Origin of the sequence: Mycobacterium sp. 852002-53434_SCH5985345 (genome assembly GCF_001667155.1) — a bacterium.
Taxonomy (GTDB): domain Bacteria; phylum Actinomycetota; class Actinomycetes; order Mycobacteriales; family Mycobacteriaceae; genus Mycobacterium.
This window is the reverse complement of record NZ_LZIE01000056.1, coordinates 62,757-79,166: the sequence shown is the minus strand read 5'-3', so window position 1 is coordinate 79,166 and position 16,410 is coordinate 62,757. Positions and strand designations below refer to the sequence as shown.

At 67.7% G+C, this 16,410-nt stretch carries 12 protein-coding genes; 7 read left to right on the top strand and 5 right to left on the bottom strand.

Annotated elements, in window-relative coordinates; translation table 11 throughout:
* The first annotated feature begins 105 nt into the window (after nucleotides 1-105).
* From A5756_RS13500 to A5756_RS13485, 4 genes are all read left to right on the top strand, one after another.
* Nucleotides 106-1,083 carry an ABC transporter permease gene (locus A5756_RS13500; RefSeq protein ID WP_066952998.1) on the top strand — a complete coding sequence of 326 codons (978 nt, stop codon included), beginning with the start codon at nucleotides 106-108 and terminating at the stop codon, nucleotides 1,081-1,083.
* Nucleotides 1,080-2,006, top strand: a complete 927-nt coding sequence (locus tag A5756_RS13495; protein WP_066952996.1) for an ABC transporter permease — start codon at nucleotides 1,080-1,082, stop codon at nucleotides 2,004-2,006. The genes A5756_RS13500 and A5756_RS13495 overlap by 4 nt, the downstream gene beginning before the upstream one ends.
* Nucleotides 2,003-3,841, top strand: a complete 1,839-nt coding sequence (locus tag A5756_RS13490; protein WP_066952994.1) for an ABC transporter ATP-binding protein — start codon at nucleotides 2,003-2,005, stop codon at nucleotides 3,839-3,841. The genes A5756_RS13495 and A5756_RS13490 overlap by 4 nt, the downstream gene beginning before the upstream one ends.
* 67 nt (nucleotides 3,842-3,908) lie before the next feature.
* The gene (locus A5756_RS13485) at nucleotides 3,909-5,504 is read left to right on the top strand and encodes an ABC transporter family substrate-binding protein (RefSeq protein WP_232005347.1); all 1,596 of its coding nucleotides are present in this window, start codon (nucleotides 3,909-3,911) and stop codon (nucleotides 5,502-5,504) included.
* On the opposite strand, the gene A5756_RS13480 is transcribed toward A5756_RS13485, so the two are convergent.
* The 3 genes from A5756_RS13480 to A5756_RS13470 all read right to left on the bottom strand — a co-directional run bounded on the left by A5756_RS13480 (nucleotide 5,491) and on the right by A5756_RS13470 (nucleotide 10,601).
* Complete coding sequence (locus A5756_RS13480; protein ID WP_066952992.1) at nucleotides 5,491-6,732, bottom strand: alpha/beta hydrolase; 1,242 nt, start codon at nucleotides 6,730-6,732, stop codon at nucleotides 5,491-5,493. The two genes, A5756_RS13485 and A5756_RS13480, sit on opposite strands and share 14 nt — an antisense overlap.
* 99 nt (nucleotides 6,733-6,831) lie before the next feature.
* A complete protein-coding gene (locus A5756_RS13475) occupies nucleotides 6,832-9,453 on the bottom strand; it encodes an ATP-binding protein (protein ID WP_066952990.1) in 2,622 nt (873 codons plus the stop codon).
* Complete coding sequence (locus A5756_RS13470; RefSeq protein WP_066952988.1) at nucleotides 9,450-10,601, bottom strand: exonuclease SbcCD subunit D; 1,152 nt, start codon at nucleotides 10,599-10,601, stop codon at nucleotides 9,450-9,452. The genes A5756_RS13475 and A5756_RS13470 overlap by 4 nt, the downstream gene beginning before the upstream one ends.
* Before the next feature lie 254 nt (nucleotides 10,602-10,855).
* Between A5756_RS13470 and A5756_RS13465 the strand changes: the two genes are divergently transcribed.
* Nucleotides 10,856-11,356 carry a histidine phosphatase family protein gene (locus A5756_RS13465; RefSeq protein ID WP_156659496.1) on the top strand — a complete coding sequence of 167 codons (501 nt, stop codon included), beginning with the start codon at nucleotides 10,856-10,858 and terminating at the stop codon, nucleotides 11,354-11,356.
* Between the two features lies 1 nt (nucleotide 11,357).
* On the opposite strand, the gene A5756_RS13460 is transcribed toward A5756_RS13465, so the two are convergent.
* Both A5756_RS13460 and A5756_RS13455 read right to left on the bottom strand, forming a co-directional pair.
* Nucleotides 11,358-11,900, bottom strand: a complete 543-nt coding sequence (locus A5756_RS13460) for a DUF3558 domain-containing protein (RefSeq protein WP_066952986.1) — start codon at nucleotides 11,898-11,900, stop codon at nucleotides 11,358-11,360.
* A complete protein-coding gene (locus tag A5756_RS13455) occupies nucleotides 11,897-12,454 on the bottom strand; it encodes a DUF3558 domain-containing protein (protein WP_066952984.1) in 558 nt (185 codons plus the stop codon). Before A5756_RS13455 ends, A5756_RS13460 begins: the two co-directional genes overlap by 4 nt.
* 172 nt (nucleotides 12,455-12,626) lie before the next feature.
* Here A5756_RS13455 and A5756_RS13450 point away from each other — a divergent pair, with 172 nt between their 5' ends.
* Both A5756_RS13450 and A5756_RS13445 read left to right on the top strand, forming a co-directional pair.
* A complete protein-coding gene (locus A5756_RS13450) occupies nucleotides 12,627-14,384 on the top strand; it encodes an ABC transporter ATP-binding protein (RefSeq protein WP_066952981.1) in 1,758 nt (585 codons plus the stop codon).
* A complete protein-coding gene (locus tag A5756_RS13445) occupies nucleotides 14,381-16,279 on the top strand; it encodes an ABC transporter ATP-binding protein (protein WP_066952979.1) in 1,899 nt (632 codons plus the stop codon). The genes A5756_RS13450 and A5756_RS13445 overlap by 4 nt, the downstream gene beginning before the upstream one ends.
* The last annotated feature ends 131 nt before the right edge of the window (nucleotides 16,280-16,410 follow it).

Sequence of the window (16,410 nt, the reverse complement as noted above, 5' to 3'; positions counted from 1 at the left end):
GTAGCAACTAACCACCCGTAATTCACTCATGAGAATCAGCCGGATCACAAGGACGGGCCCGGCTCGTTAACCTGTCCCAATGCGAGGCGGGCGGTGCGGTCGGGGATGATCCGCTTCTTGGCGCGCCGATTGCTCAACTACGTCGTGCTGCTGGCGCTGGCGTCGTTTCTGACGTTCTGCCTGACGTCGGTGGCGTTCCGGCCACTGGACAGCCTATTGCAGCGCAGTCCGCGTCCGCCGCAGTCGGTGATCGACGCGAAGGCCCATGCGCTCAACTTGGACAAGCCGATACCGATCCGCTACGCGCAGTGGGCTTCGCACGCCGTTCGCGGCGACTTCGGAAAGACCATCACCGGACAGCCCGTCGGCGCCACCCTCTGGCGCCGCGTCGGGGTCACCCTGCGGCTCCTGGTCGTCGGGTCGCTGGCCGGCACGGTCCTGGGCATCGTCGCCGGCGCCTGGGGAGCCATCCGCCAGTACCGACTGAGTGACCGCCTTGTCACGATGGTGGCGCTGCTGGTCCTGAGCACCCCGACGTTCGTCATCGCCAGCCTGTTGATCCTTGGTGCGCTGCGGGTGAACTGGGCTTTGGGCGTGCACCTCTTCGATTACACCGGGGAAACCTCGCCGGGGGTGAGCGGCGGGCTCGGGCACCATTTGGTGGACCGGTTGCGGCATTTGATCCTGCCCACGCTCACCCTGACGCTGGCCGCCGCCGCCGGATACAGCCGTTATCAGCGCAACGCGATGCTCGACGTTCTGGGCCAGGATTTCATTCGCACCGCGCGCGCCAAAGGGCTCACCCGCCGCCGCGCCTTGGTCAAGCACGGGTTGCGTACGGCGCTCATACCGTTAGCCACCCTGTTCGCCTACGGGGTGGCCGGGCTGGTCACCGGTGCGGTGTTCGTGGAAAAGATCTTCGGCTGGCACGGCATGGGTGAATGGCTGGTACAGGGCATCGCCACACAGGACACCTACATCATCGCCGCGATCACGCTGTTCTCGGGCACGGTGGTGCTGCTGGCCGGCCTGCTGTCCGACGTCTTCTACGCCGCGCTCGATCCGAGGGTGCGGGTGTCATGACGACCGAACCCAAAGTGGAAGGCGCTCAGGGCCTCTCGGCACCCAAGGCAACGGAGTTCACCTCGCGCCGGAAACTCGTGCTGCGCAGGTTCCTCCGCAACCGCTTGGCGGTCGTGTCACTGACGCTGCTGGTGCTGCTGTTCGTCGGCTGCTACGCGCTGCCTGCGGTGCTGCCCTATTCCTATGACGACCTCGACTTCGACGCGCTGCTGCAACCACCGAACAGCCGGCACTGGTTGGGGACCAACGCGCTGGGGCAGGACTTGTTGGCGCAGATCCTGCGGGGCATGCAGAAGTCGATGCTGATCGGTGTCTGCGTGGCGGTCATCTCGACCGGCATCGCCGCCACGGTCGGGTCGATCGCCGGTTATTTCGGTGGCTGGCGCGACCGGGCGCTGATGTGGCTGGTCGACCTGCTGCTGGTGGTGCCCAGCTTCATCCTCATCGCCATCGTCACACCGCGAACCAAGAGCTCGGCCAACATCCTGATGCTCGTCTTGCTGCTGGCCGGATTCGGGTGGATGATCAGCTCGCGCATGGTGCGCGGCATGACCATGAGTCTGCGCGAACGCGAATTCATCAGGGCCGCAAGGTACATGGGGGTTTCCAGCCGTCGGATCATCCTCGGCCACGTGGTACCGAACGTGGCCTCCATCTTGATCATCGATGCCGCCCTCAACGTCGCCTCGGCCATCCTGGCCGAGACCGGGCTCAGCTTTCTCGGATTCGGCATTCAGCCGCCCGATGTGTCGCTGGGCACGTTGATCGCCAATGGCACCCAGTCCGCGACCACCTTTCCGTGGGTGTTCCTGTTCCCGGCGGCCGTGCTGGTTTTGATCCTGGTGTGCGCCAACGTGACCGGCGACGGCCTGCGCGACGCCCTGGACCCCGGCAGCGGCATGCTGCGAGGCGGCGCCCGGTGAGCGCGCTGCTGGAGGTGACCGACCTCGCCGTCACCTTTCCGACGGACAGCGAACCGGTGACCGCGGTGCGCGGTATCAGTTACAGCATCGCCCCGGGTGAGGTTGTAGCCATGGTCGGCGAATCGGGCTCCGGCAAGTCGGTTTCGGCGATGGCGGTGGTGGGCCTGCTGCCGGAGTACGCGCGGGTGCACGGCTCGGTGCGGCTGCACGACACCGAGCTGCTGGGCCTCGGCGACGATGCGATGTCGCGGTTCCGCGGCAAGACGGTCGGCATGGTGTTCCAGGACCCGATGTCGGCGCTGACGCCCGTCTACACCGTCGGCGACCAGATCGCCGAGGCGATCGAAATTCACCAGCCGCACGTGGGCAAGAGCGCCGCCCGCCGGCGCGCGGTGGAACTGCTCGAGCTGGTGGGCATCGCGCAGCCGGAACGACGCGCGCGGGCGTTTCCGCACGAGCTGTCCGGCGGCGAACGGCAGCGGGTGGTCATCGCGATGGCGATCGCCAACGACCCGGATCTGCTGATCTGTGACGAACCCACCACCGCCCTGGACGTCACCGTGCAGGCGCAGATTCTCGAGGTGCTCAAGACGGCGCGCGACGTCACCGGCGCGGGAGTGCTGATCATTACCCACGACCTGGGTGTTGTCGCCGAGTTCGCCGACCGGGCGCTGGTGATGTACGCCGGCCGGGTCGTCGAATCCGCCGGGGTGCAAGGCCTTTACCGCGATCGCCAAATGCCCTACACCGTTGGGCTATTGGGCTCCGTTCCGCGACTGGACGCCGCCCAGGGCACCCGGCTGGTCCCCATCCCCGGCGCGCCCCCGTCGTTGGTGGGGCTGGAGCCCGGCTGCCCCTTCGCGCCGCGCTGCCCTCTGGTCATCGACGAATGCCGAGCGGACGAACCGGAGTTGCTCCCAGTCGGGGTGGATCACCGCGCGGCCTGCATCCGCACCGACCGGGTGAACGGGCGCAGCGCCGCGGACATCTACGGGGTCAACACCGAGGCCCCCCGAACCGAATCCGGCGACTCGTCGGTCGTCGTGCGCGTGCGCGATCTGGTCAAGACGTACCGGCTCACGAAGGGGGTGGTGTTGCGCCGCACCGTCGGTGAGGTCCGCGCGGTCGACGGCGTCAGTTTCGAGCTGCGCCAAGGCCGCACGCTGGGCATCGTCGGCGAGTCCGGCTCCGGCAAGTCGACCACCCTGCACGAGATCCTCGAACTCGTTGCACCGCAATCGGGTTCGATCGAAGTGCTCGGTACCGATGTCGCGACCCTGAGCGCCTCCCGCCGGCGATCGTTGCGACGCGACATCCAGGTGGTGTTCCAGGACCCGGTGGCCGCGCTGGACCCCCGCCTGCCGGTGTTCGATCTGATCGCTGAACCTTTGCTGGCCAACGCCTTCGACAAAGACCGGACCAACGCGCGCGTCGCAGAACTGCTCGACATCGTGGGCTTGCGCCGGGCCGACGCCGCCCGCTATCCGGCCGAGTTCTCCGGTGGGCAGAAGCAACGCATCGGCATCGCCCGCGCGCTGGCATTGCAACCGAAGATCCTGGCGCTCGACGAGCCGGTGTCCGCCCTGGACGTCTCCATCCAGGCCGGCATCATCAACCTGTTGCTCGACCTGCAGGAGCGGTTCGGCCTGTCGTATCTGTTCGTGTCCCATGACCTTTCGGTGGTCAAACACCTCGCTCACCAGGTGGTGGTGATGTATGCCGGCGCGATCGTGGAGCAGGGCGACAGCCGGCAGGTGTTCGGCAGTCCGCAGCACGATTACACCCGGCGGCTTTTGGGCGCCGTGCCACGAGCGGATCTGGGCAAACGTGTCTAGGCGGGTCGCGACGGCGCTTTTCGTTGTAGCGCTTACGGTCTCCGGATGCTCACCGGCCATCAACGTCATGCCGGAAACCGGCCACAACGCCGCCGAGATCGGCACCAGCAGCGATATCAACCCCCAGGATCCCGCCACATTGCGGGACGGCGGCAGCCTGCGGCTGGCGCTCAGTGATTTTCCGCCCAACTTCAACATCCTGCACATCGACGGCAATTCGGCCGAAGTGGCCGCCATGATGAAGGCGACGTTGCCACGGGCATTCATCATCGGCGCCGACGGCTCGACCACGGTCGACACCGACTACTTCACCAGCGTCGAGCTCACCGGCACCGCACCGGAGGTGGTGACCTACACAATTAACCCGAAGGCGGTGTGGTCCGACGGGACCCCGATCACGTGGGAAGACATCGCCAGCCAAATCCACGCGCTGAGCGGAGCGGACAAGACGTTCGAAATCGCGGGACCCAGCGGCGCCGACCGGGTCGCGTCGGTCACCCGGGGCGTCGATGACCGGCAGGCCGTCATGACCTTCGCCAAACCGTATGCCGAGTGGCGCGGCATGTTCGCCGGCAACGGCATGCTGCTCCCCAAGAGCGTCACGGCCACGCCGGAGGCGTTCAACAAGGGCCAACTGGATGCGCCCGGCCCGTCGGCCGGCCCCTTCATCGTCACGTCGCTGGACCGGACCACCCAACGGATCGTGTTGTCCCGCAACCCGAAATGGTGGGGCGCCCGTCCGCGCCTGGACAACATCACCTACCTGGTGCTGGATGACGCCGCGCGGCTGCCCGCGCTGCAGAACAACACCATCGACGCGTCGGGTGTCGGTACGGTCGACCAGCTGACCATCGCGCAGCGTACGAAAGGGATCTCGATCCGGCGGGCCCCGGCACCCGCGTGGTCTCACTTCACGTTCAACGGTGCGCCCGGGTCGATCCTCGCCGACAAGGCGCTGCGCCTCGCGGTCGCCAAGGGCATCGACCGGCGCACCATCGCCAAGGTTGTCCAATACGGCCTCACCAGTGATCCGGTGGCGTTGGGCAACCACATCTATGTCGCCGGGCAGAAGGGCTACCAGGACAACAGCGCGGTCGTCCCGTACGACCCGGACGAGGCCAAGCGGGAGCTCGACGCGTTGGGCTGGAAGCTCAACGGCCAGTTCCGCGAGAAGGACGGTCGCCCGCTGGTCATCCGCGATCTGTTCTATGACGCCCAGGGCAGCCGGCAGTTCGCCCAGATCGCGCAGCACAGTCTCGCCCAGATCGGCGTCAAGCTCGAACTGGTGTCCAGGTCCGGCAGCGGTTTCTTCACCAACTACATCAACGTCGGGGATTTCGACATCGCCCAATTCGGTTGGCTCGGTGACGCTTTCCCGCTCTCGGCGCTGACCCAGATCTACCTATCCGGCGGGGAAAGCAACTTCGGCAAGATCGGCAGCCCGCAGATCGACGCGGCGATCGAACGGACCCTCGAAGAACTCGACCCCGGCAAGGCGCGGACGTTGGCCAACGATCTCGACAAACTCATCTGGGCCGAGGGGTTCAGCCTGCCGCTGACACAATCGCCGGGCGACGTCGCGGTACGCAGCACGCTGGCCAATTTCGGCGCCGCCGGGCTCGGCGACCTGCGCTACACCGCCATCGGATTCATGCGCGGCTGACCCGGCGTAGCGGCGCCGGGATCGGCAGGATGCCCTCCACCGCGGCCGCCACCCCGATCGCCTTCCACAGCAGGCGCAGCTCGGGGCGCGGCGGAAGCGCGTCGAGCGCCGGGGCTTTCGCGGCGAGCCCGTCGAATTCGCCCCGCGACACCGCCTGGGCGATGGCGATCGCGGCGGGCTCACGGAAGTCCAGCGCGCTGTGCGCCATGGTGGGCAGCTTCAACAGCACCGCGTGCGGCAGCAGTGCGGCGACGCGCTCGGCGACCGCCGGCGGGGTGATGAGGTCGCGACCGCCGGAAACCACCGCGGTGGGCCAGCCGAAATGCGGCATCTCGGCCACCAGGTCATAGGGCTCGTCCTCGAATGTCGCCGTCTGCGTGCGCGCCTCGCGTTCCGCCACGGCCGGGTCCAGCGGAAGCCCGTCGGGTTCGGCGGCGTAGTCGAGTTCGCGGAACGCGATGCGGCTCACCAGGTCTTCCTCGTAGCGATATGGCAGGTTGCTCAGGGTGGTGAACCGGGACATCACCCACCACAACAGCTTTCGGCCATCCAGCAGCAGGTCGAGTTCGCGCTCGAGCAGGCCGGCGCCGCCGTAGCCGTAGATCGTCGCGACCACCTGGGTGGCCGCCGCGGTCATCACCCCGGCGTCGACGAGCTTGCGCATTTTGGGCGCCAGCGCGGCGGTTTCGGGGCTATCGCCCCTGAGCAGGAGCCGACGAATCGCGCGGCGCACGATCACAATGTCATGCCGCGACAGCAACGGAGAGTCCAGGATCATCGCCCGCACCCGGCCGGGATGGCGCACACCGAACCCGGAGGCGATGTAGGTGCCGTACGACGCGCCGTAGATGTCGGCCGAGTCGACGTGGGCGTCGTCGAGCACGGCGGCGATGTCGTCGACAACCTGGTTCACGGTGATCGCTTCGGGGGGCAGGTCCGCGCCCGCGTCGTCGTGGCGCGACATACCCACCCCGCGGTGTTCGATCATGATGACGTCCAGGCCGGCAGCGGCGGCGCGGCCTCGCAGGCCCTTGTACATCTGCACCGACGCCACGCCGGGACCGCCCGGGATGATGACCAGCGGGTGCGCCGACTTGCGGCCGGTGCGCACGTAGTACAGATCGAACTCTTCGCTGGTTTCCGGCGAGATCGGCCGACGCACGGGCCGCACCCCGGGCAACGCCGCGAGCTTCTCCTGCACCCGGCGCCGTTTCGCATTCATCGTCATCGGTGTCGGCCCGCCATGATCCCATTCTGCCGGGACGGCCGGCGGGCTTCGCCGCGCCGGTCCACAGGCGGGGGTTCGACGCAGCTCAGCGGGTTCGCGCTAAGCGCTGAGATCGATGCGGTGCGCGCCCTTGACGCCGTCGTACCGGTCCGGACTGCAGGTGAGCACGATTACCTGACCGTGCGTGCCGACCGTGTCGAACACCTCCCCCATCTTCGCCAGCCGGTCGGGATCGGTGAACCCCAGCGCGTCGTCGACCACCACCGGAACGGCGTCCTCCTTGGCGACCAGGGCGGCGCCGGCCAGCCGCGCCAGGATGCCGAGCTGCTCCTTGGCTCCGCCGGAGAGGGATTCGTAGGGCACCGTGACGCCGTCGAGGGTGCGGCTGCGGATGCACAGGTCGCTGTCGATGTCGACCTCGAACGTGGGCCCGAACACCGGCCGGCCGAGCCTTTCCAGTTCCGCGCGGTAGGGCTCGACGTAGCGCTGCCGGGTGGTGTCACGGTGGCGCGTCATCACCGAGCGCAACAGCCGCGCCGCACGGGCCCGGCTGCCGACCCGGATGTGCTCGCTGGCGGCATGCTCACGTTCGGTCTCCGCGGCATCGAGCTTGCCCTGGCGTCCCTCGCTGCCGAACACCGAGAGTTCGATGGTGATCTCGCGCAATGCGCGCGCGGCCTCTTCGTAGCGTTCGCGAAGTTCCTCAGCTTCCTTGGTAGCAGAGGTCAATTCGCTGTGCACCGCGTCCGGATTCGCCGCTGCAAGGCCGTCGGCGAGCTCGGCGTGGCGACGTTCGGCGGCCCGCGCCGCTTGCAGCGCCGCGTCCGCCGAGGCCGCGAGCTCGTCATCGCCGGCCGATGCCCGCTCCCGGGCCAGCCGGTCGGTGGCGGCGTCGAGCTCGCCGCGTTGCGTCTGCAACGTGTTGTGGAGAACCGTTGCGCGGGTTGCCAACTCGGTGAGCCGGGCGGATTCGGCGGTGGCGGTCCGACGGCGGTCGTCGCACTCCGCCAGCGCGGCCAGGTGAGCCTTCTCGAGGGCATCGAGTTCGTCGCGGGCCGCGCCGACGTCCGCCGGGGGGAAGCCGGCCTCGGCCGGTTGCGCGGCACGCAGCTCCGCGAGTCGCGCGCGCAGTTGGTCGATCTCCTGGTCGCCGCACAGGCCGGCCAGGGTTGCGCTCAGCTGGTCGCGGTTGCCCTGCAGTTCTCGGCGACGCTGATCGGCGGATCGAGCGGCGGCGAGGTCGACCACCCGGGCAGCGGATAACGCGGCGGCCAATTCTTCTTGTGCGGCAGTGTGTTTCGCTTGAACATCGAGCGCCGTCGCGCCCGGACTGACCCGCGCGGTCAGTATGCCGGGAACCTGGACCGAGGTGGGTCCGGTGGCCGTGATGGACCAGGTTTGGCCCGCGGACAGCGACACACGTTGCTCGCCGATGGAGAGTTCGATGTCCGCGGCAGCGGTGAACTCGACCGCGGCGGACGTCGACGCCAACTGGTCGCCGATGCGATCGGCAGCGGCGGCGGCGTTCTCGATTCGCCGCAGCAGCTGCTCGGTGATGGCGATCTCGCTGAGTGCCGCGCACACTTGATCGCGGTCCCGCCGGATTGCCCCGACCTTGTCCACTCGGGCGCTCAACCGGTCGGCTTCTTCGCGGTCGGTTTGCTCAGCGACGGCACGCCGGGCGGATTCGACGCCGAGTTGCAAGGCAGCGAGGGCCGCGGCGGCCTCTTGGGTCGCGGCGTCGGCGGCGTCGGCCCCGGCGCGCGCCGCGTCGCGCGCGTCGGCGGCGGCCTGCGCTTCGGCCTCGGCGGTAGCGACAACGGCTGTGCGGGTGCTGATTTCGGCGAGCAGTTGCAGGCGTGAGTGGTGGGCGGTTGTCGCGGCGGCGCTCGTCGCCGCTGCCGCGGCGGCGATCAACTCGGCCTCCCGCGCCTGGCCGGTGAGTTCGTCGATCTTCTCCGCGGCCTCCTGCGCGGCGGCGAGCCGGGGGCGGGCAGCGATGCGCTGCTGGGACAACTCCGCGACCCGTTCGGTCAGGGCGGCATGCCGGCACACCCGCTCGTCGACCTCGGCGACCGCCGCCGCGTACTCGGCGACCGCGGCTTCTGCGTCGGCCAGTCGCGCGATCGCCGCAGCCCATTCGCCCGTCGGACGCCCGGTTGCGGTGAAATAGCGTCCATATTCCGCGTCGATTCGCTCGATGAGCAACGGTTCGGTGCCCGACAGCGCCCCGGTGTCGCCGGCCGCCACATCGAGCGCGCGTGAGAGTGCATCGCAGCCCGAGAGATCCACCGCGGCGGTTGATGCGGACTGCAGCACCCGCTGGGCATGCCACAGGTCGCTGTCGACCGTCTCGGCCAGCATCGCGCGGACACGTTCGTGCGCCTCGTCGCCGGTGAGCTGCTCGCGGTGCGGGGCCTGAATCGTCAGCTCGGTTTCACATTTCTTATGGAACCGCTTCCGATAGATGAATCGATAAGGGCCGCAGCTCAATTCGGCGCTCACCTCGGAGCCGACATCACTGTTGGTGGGCTTGACCTGCTTGACTTCCTTCTTCGTCGAGCGGTCCCTGGACTCCAGCAGTAGGTCCAGGGCTTCGACCATCGACGACTTGCCGATCTCGTTGGCGCCGAACACCACGACGACGCCATGATCGGGAAACTCGATCTCCCGGTGCGTGATGCCGCGGTAGTTCGTCAGGATCAGGCGGTGCAACTTCATGCGGCACCCCGATCGGTGAGCCGTAGTAACAGCGCCAGCGCCGCCTGCGCGTCAACGGCGGTCTCGGAATCACCTTCGCGCGCCGTTGCCACGAGCTCGTCCACCGCCGCGGCGGCGAATCCCCCGATACCGAGATCGCTGAATTCGCCATCGGCCGGAATGACCGCCAGGTCGGTGCGGCGTTCCCACAGGCCGAGCCAGGCGTACAGCCGCGCGTACTTGTCCAGGCACGCGTCCAGCGCGGCGCGGTCGGTGACCGTCAGCGACCCGGTGAGCGCCAACCGCACCACGGTGCGGTCCTTTTCGGTCATCAAGTCCAAGTTGACGTCCAGGTCGACGATGTCGCGCCGAGTGTCGACCTGTCGGTGCATGGTGACGAAGCGCCAGCGGCCGACATGTCGCGATTCCACCGTGACGGCCCGGCGCGGATCGGCTTCGTCGATCTCGACGATGAGGACGTGGCCTGGGTCCGATTCCACGTCGTCGAAGTTGGTGACTTCGGGCGCCCCGGAGTACCAGACCCGGCCGCTGTTCCCGACGTGCGTGCGGGAATGCTTGTCCCCCAGTGCCACATAGTGCACCGTGCCGGTCACCAGCGCGTCGTCGAGCGCGGCGAGCCGGATCAGGGAGGGCTTGTCGCGATCGGGGTCCAGCACGTCGACCCCGCCGTGGGCGACCAGGATCCGGGTGACCGGTTCCGGCGTCAGGGCTTCAAGGACTTCCGCGACCAGGTCGGTGGTCGGGGCCTTGGACCGCCAAGGCGCGGCGACGATCTCCAGCCCGGGCCTGACCTGGTGCACGCCTGCCCGGTCGAGCACCACCACGTTGTCGGGGCGTTCGGCGGTGAACAGCGCGCTGGTGTACACCGAGGACGCGTCCAGCGGATCGTGGTTGCCCGGCAGCAGGTAGACGGGAATCCCGATGGCGCGCATGGCTTCCAGGGACTGCCCGACAACCTGCGGGGGAAGCTGGTTGTGTTCGAAGACATCACCGGACACCACGACGAACTCGGCACCCACCTCCGCCGCCAGCGCCCCCAACCCGGCCACCGCATCCCGCCGGGCCGCGGAGTATCGCGGCTGGGCGTCGCCGGTGAGGAAATGCCGGGTCATCCCGAGCTGCCAGTCGGCGGTGTGCAGGAATCGCATGGCGGTGGCCTCCTTTCGAACTGCGTGGTTACCAGGGCATTGCGAGCTTAAGTCCGCACACCGACAAGACGCGGGACCTCGCCCGGCAGGTCTCCGAGCGGGTACGCCGCCGCGCGCTCGTCGAGAGGTTGATCAATCAGTGGTGCTCGGCGGCCTGGGCCGACCCCGCACCAACACGTTCCGCCACCCCAAAAAAGGCTCCTGCGTGACGACGACGATGACCACGACGCGGCATAGGGGTTAGCGTGGCTTCCGTGAAAGACCAGCGCACGTTGCTGTTGATGCGCCACGCGAAATCCGACTACCCGGCGGGGGTCACCGACCACGACCGGCCGCTGGCATCCCGCGGCATCAAGCAGGCCGGACTCGCCGGTGATTGGCTGCGCGCCAACGCGCCGGCCATCGACGCCGTCCTGTGCTCCACCGCGAAGCGCGCCCGGGAGACGTTGGCCAACACGCGCATCGATGCCCCGGTGCGGTATAGCGAGCGGCTCTATGGCGCAACACCCGGCACCATGATCGAGGAGATCAACACCGTCGCCGACGACGTCAAGACGCTGCTGGTCGTCGGACATGAGCCGACGATGTCCGCCCTGGCCCTCGGCCTGGCCGGCAGTGGTACCGATACCGCTGCGGCCGAGGGAATTTCGGCCAAGTTCCCGACGTCGGCGATCGCGGTGCTGGCCGTGCCGTCCGGATGGGGAGACCTCGAACTCGGTCGCGCGCAGTTGATCGGGTTCGAGGTGCCGCGCTGAGCTACGAGTTCGTGGCCAGCGTGAGTTCCATCAGCTTGAGGGCCTGACCGCAGGCGTCGATGCCGGGTGCCTGGGGGTTGACCCACCAGCCGACCACTCCGGCCGCGTCGCTGGCCACTCCGCATGCACCGTTCGGGTCATCCGGGCGCATCACGATCGAATCGATTCCCGCGATGTTGCGCGTCTCGACCTTGTACTTCAGGAAGTCGGCGACCTTGCGTTCGTTGCTCAGGCTGCCCTGCTCGAACCAGAACCGGGTGATGTCGATGAGCCCGGCCGGGTTGGCCGCCTGCCACCTACAGATGGCGCCGACGAACGTGCTCTGGATGTCGAGCGGGTCGGCACCCACGGTCTTGGCCAGGATGTCGCTGGTGAGCACCTCACACTCCTTGAGCAGGTTCGGATACTGCTGCTGGGAGTTGTTGTTGCGCGTGGGGCCACCCGCCTTCACGGCGTTGCCCGCGACGGACCTCGAACATCCGGTCAACATCAGTAACGCCGCGATCAAGACGGCTACCACGGGGCGGACGTTTCTTCTGGTCATTTGGAGTTCGCAATCGACTGACGCGCCAATTCTTTGGCTATGTCGCATGGCGGCGGAAACGGCTTTTGGCTGAAGCTGATCGACCACTCGATGAAGTCGTCCTGAAATTGGATGCCCACCTCGCATAGCGAGTCACCGAGGTTCGGTTCGTTTCCTATCGCGATGAAGCCGCCGTGTCCGTTGATGTTGATGTCATCGACGCTGGCGCGCGAGAGTTCCTCGGTCTTGCGCTCGCGTCCGATCGGACTGCCGCGATACCAGGAGAAGGAGAAGTGCGGACCGAGGATGCCGCCGCCCGCCAGCCATTGGCAGCCGACGGAGTTCCGGGCCGTGTTGATCAGCCCGGTTACCTTGGTCAGCTCGGCCACCGTCTGATCGCTGATGCCGCCGCACTGGGGGAACATCGGCCCGTGGTGTCCCTCCGAATTCCCCGGCGCTGTCGACGACGTCGCCCCCGGTTTGTTGCCGCCCGAATCGGAGCACGCCGCAACCGCGGGAACCAAGATCGCCAAGGCTAATGCCGCACCGGCCAGCGCCCTCGAGTTACGCCGCACCGCTACCCTGCTTCTGCTCAGCCTGCTGCCGGTCCACACGATGCACTGTAGCGGCAGCTCAGCGGGTCAACCACCGACGCGCCTGAGCAGGCGTTTCAGTCGCCCCCACGCGGGTTGGGCCATCCGGCGGCTGCTGCCCACCGCGGGACGCGCCGTATGCGACCCTTACGAAATGCTCCTGGCACTGCTGCGCCAGTACATCCAGCCGTACCGGCGGCTGGTCGCAGTGCTGATGGCGCTCCAGCTGACCAGCACGCTGGCCTCGCTGTACCTGCCGACGGTCAACGCCGCAATCATCGACGAGGGCGTCGCCAAGGGCGACACGGCCACCATCGTCCGGCTCGGCATGGTGATGCTTTCGGTCACCGGGTTGCAGGCGTTGTGCGCGGTCGCGGCGGTGTACTTCGGCTCGCGAACCGGGATGGGCTTCGGCCGCGACCTGCGTGCCGCGATGTTCAACCACATCACCACCTTCTCCGAGCATGAGACCGCCCGCTTCGGCGCACCCACGCTGTTGACGCGCAGCACCAACGACGTCCGCCAGATTCAGTACTTGGTTCAGATATCGAGCACCGTGCTGGTCACCGCGCCCATCATGTGCATCGGCGGAATCTTCATGGCCATCCACCAAGAGGCGGCGCTGACCTGGCTGCTGCTGGTGAGCGTTCCCATCATGGCCGTGGCCAACTACTGGGTGATGTCGCACATGCTGCCCCTGTTCCGCCGGATGCAAGGCCTGATCGACGGCATCAATCGGGTAATGCGCGACCAGCTTTCCGGCGTCCGGGTCGTGCGGGCGTTCGCCCGCGAGGCCTACGAGCGCGACCGATTCGCCCGCGCCAATGCCGCCCTGTCGAACACCGCGCTGACCGCCGGCAATTGGCAGGCGGTGATGCTGCCGGTGACCACGCTGACCGTCAACGTTTCCAGCGTCGCGCTGATCTGGTTCGGTGGGCTGCGCATCGATCGTGGCCAAATGCAGGTCGGCTCGCTGACCGCCTTTCTGGCCTACTTCACCCAGATCCTCATGGCGGTGTTGATGGCGACCATGACGCTGGTGGTGCTGCCGCGAGCGTCCGTGTGCGCCGAACGGATCACCGAGGTGCTCGCCACCCAGGCCGCGGTCAGCGACCCGCCGCGGCCGGTGTTTCCGGGCGGCGGGATCACCGGGGTGGTGCGCGTGGCGGGTGCGACGTTCACCTATCCGGGCGCCGACAGCCCGGTGCTGCAGGACATTTCGTTGACGGCACGGCCCGGCACCACCACGGCCATCGTCGGTAGCACCGGTTCGGGAAAGTCGACGCTGGTGTCGCTGATCTGCCGGCTCTACGACGTGACCGGCGGCGCCGTCCTCGTCGACGATGTCGATGTCCGCGATTACCACACAGAGCGGCTCTGGTCCGCGATCGGGCTGGTTCCCCAGCGCGGCTATCTGTTCTCCGGGACCGTGGCCGATAACCTGCGCTACGGCAAGGCGGACGCGACTGACGACGAGATGTGGGACGCGTTGCGGGTGGCCGACGCCGAAGGATTCGTCCGCGCACACGATGACGGGCTGCGAATGCGGGTGGCCCAGGGCGGAATCAACTTCTCCGGCGGCCAGCGGCAGCGACTGGCGATCGCGCGGGCGGTCATCCGCCGCCCGACCATCTACCTCTTCGACGACTCGTTCGGGGCTCTCGACGTGCACACCGACGCGCGGGTACGGGCATCGCTCCAGCAGATAGCGGGCGAGGCCACCGTCATCGTTGTCACCCAACGGGTTTCGACCGCCGCCCAGGCCGACCAGGTTATCGTCATCGACGGCGGGAAGCTGGTGGGCACCGGCACGCACGAAACGCTGCTGACCGACTGCGCCACCTACGCGGAGTTCGCCGACTCGCAGTCGGTGAGCGCCTTGCGATCGGGTCGGGTCGGGGGCGCGCCATGACCGCGGCGGCCACCCGAGGTTTGACCCCGGCCCCGGCCGGGCGGTCGCGCGACTTCTGGGGTTCGGCTGCCCGACTGGTGAAACGACTTGCGCCGCAACGCCGGCTGAGCATTGCGGTGATCATCCTGGGTATCACGGGGACGGCGATCGGAGTTGTCGTCCCGCGAATCCTCGGGCACGCCACGGATCTGCTGTTCAACGGGGTGCTCGGTCGACAGCTCCCCGCGGGCATCACCAAGGCCCAGGCCGTCGCCGCGGCCCGGGCCCGGGGCGAGGGCACCTTCGCCGACCTGCTGTCGGGGATGAATGTGGTGCCGGGCAAGGGCGTGGACTTCGGCGCGGTGGCCCGGACCTTGGCCGTGGCGCTGGGCCTGTATCTGATTTCGGCCCTGTTGATTTGGGCGCAAGCGCGGCTGCTCAACGTCACCGTGCAACGCGCCATGGTCGCGCTGCGTTCCGATGTCGAGGACAAGATCCACCGGCTGCCGTTGTCGTACTTCGATGGCCGCCAACGTGGCGAGCTGCTGAGCCGGGTCACCAACGATATCGACAATGTGCAGTCGTCGCTGTCGATGACCATCAGCCAGCTGGTGACGTCGATCCTGACCGTGGTGGCGGTACTGGCGATGATGGTGTCCATCTCGCCGCTGTTGACCCTGATCGCGGTGGCGACGGTGCCGCTGTCGTTGGTGGCGACGCGCGCGATCGCGCGGCGCGCGCAGCGGCTGTTCGTCGCGCAGTGGACGAGCATCGGTCGCCTCAACGCCCACATCGAGGAGACCTACAGTGGCTTCACGGTGGTCAAGACGTTCGGCCACCAGGCCGCGGCTCGCAAGCAATTCCGCGATTGCAACGACGACGTTTATCACGCCAGTTTCGGCGCCCAAATGTTCTCCGGCCTGGTGGCACCGGCGACCGCATTCATCGGCAACCTCGGCTACGTGGCGGTCGCCGTGGTGGGCGGCCTGCAGGTGGCCACCGGCCACATCACTCTCGGAGGTATCCAGGCCTTCATCCAATATGTCCGGCAGTTCAACGCCCCGCTTAGCCAGGTGGCCGGGATGTACAACACCCTGCAGTCCGGGGTGGCCAGCGCTGAGCGGGTGTTCGATCTGCTCGACGAGCCCGAGGAATCGCCGGACCCCGAGCCCGCTCTGCCGGGGCTCGACGGACGCCCGGCCGGGCGGGTGGAGTTCCAGCACGTGAGCTTCGGTTACCACCCGAACGCCCCGGTGATCCACGACCTGTCGATGGTGGCCGAGCCGGGTAGCACCGTGGCGATCGTCGGGCCCACCGGAGCCGGCAAGACCACTCTGGTGAACCTGCTCATGCGGTTCTACGACGTCGATTCCGGCCGGATCCTGGTCGACGGGATCGACATCACCACGGTGAACAGGCAGGCGCTCCGGTCGCGAATCGGCATGGTCTTGCAGGACACCTGGCTCTTCGACGGGACGATCGCTGAGAACATCGCCTACGGGCGGCCCGAGGCCAGTGCGGACGAGGTGGTGCAGGCCGCCAAGGCGGCTTATGTCGACCGGTTTGTACACACCCTGCCAGCCGGCTACCAGACGCGCGTCAGCGGCGGGGGCGGCAATATCAGCGCCGGCGAGAAGCAGCTCATCACCATCGCGCGCGCATTTCTGGCCAGGCCGCGGCTACTGATCCTGGACGAGGCGACCAGCTCGGTCGACACCCGCACCGAAGCGCTCATCGCCCGGGCCATGTCTGAGCTTCGCCGGGATCGAACGAGCTTCATTATCGCGCACCGCCTTTCGACGATCCGCGACGCCGACCGCATCGTGGTGGTCGAGGCGGGCCGCATCGTCGAACAAGGCAGCCACGCCGAGCTGTTGGCCCGCCAAGGCGCCTACTACGCCATGACGCGGGCGTAGCGCAACATCCCGCCGCGTGGCCTGGCCGCAATCGCGTCGCGGGGAACGCATTTCACTCCCGGTGCCAAAAGTTAGTGTCACTGCGTCGGCTCCGTGGGGGTTGCAGCAGAATGGCAACGGTAGTGACCGGA

Coding starts and splice junctions, on each gene's coding strand:
- A5756_RS13500 (WP_066952998.1), top strand. CDS start 106: ATGATCCGCTTCTTGGCGCGCCGATTGCTCAACTACGTCGTGCTGCTG.
- A5756_RS13495 (WP_066952996.1), top strand. CDS start 1,080: ATGACGACCGAACCCAAAGTGGAAGGCGCTCAGGGCCTCTCGGCACCC.
- A5756_RS13485 (WP_232005347.1), top strand. CDS start 3,909: ATGCCGGAAACCGGCCACAACGCCGCCGAGATCGGCACCAGCAGCGAT.
- A5756_RS13480 (WP_066952992.1), bottom strand. CDS start 6,732: ATGACGATGAATGCGAAACGGCGCCGGGTGCAGGAGAAGCTCGCGGCG.
- A5756_RS13475 (WP_066952990.1), bottom strand. CDS start 9,453: ATGAAGTTGCACCGCCTGATCCTGACGAACTACCGCGGCATCACGCAC.
- A5756_RS13470 (WP_066952988.1), bottom strand. CDS start 10,601: ATGCGATTCCTGCACACCGCCGACTGGCAGCTCGGGATGACCCGGCAT.
- A5756_RS13460 (WP_066952986.1), bottom strand. CDS start 11,900: ATGACCAGAAGAAACGTCCGCCCCGTGGTAGCCGTCTTGATCGCGGCG.
- A5756_RS13450 (WP_066952981.1), top strand. CDS start 12,627: ATGCTCCTGGCACTGCTGCGCCAGTACATCCAGCCGTACCGGCGGCTG.
- A5756_RS13445 (WP_066952979.1), top strand. CDS start 14,381: ATGACCGCGGCGGCCACCCGAGGTTTGACCCCGGCCCCGGCCGGGCGG.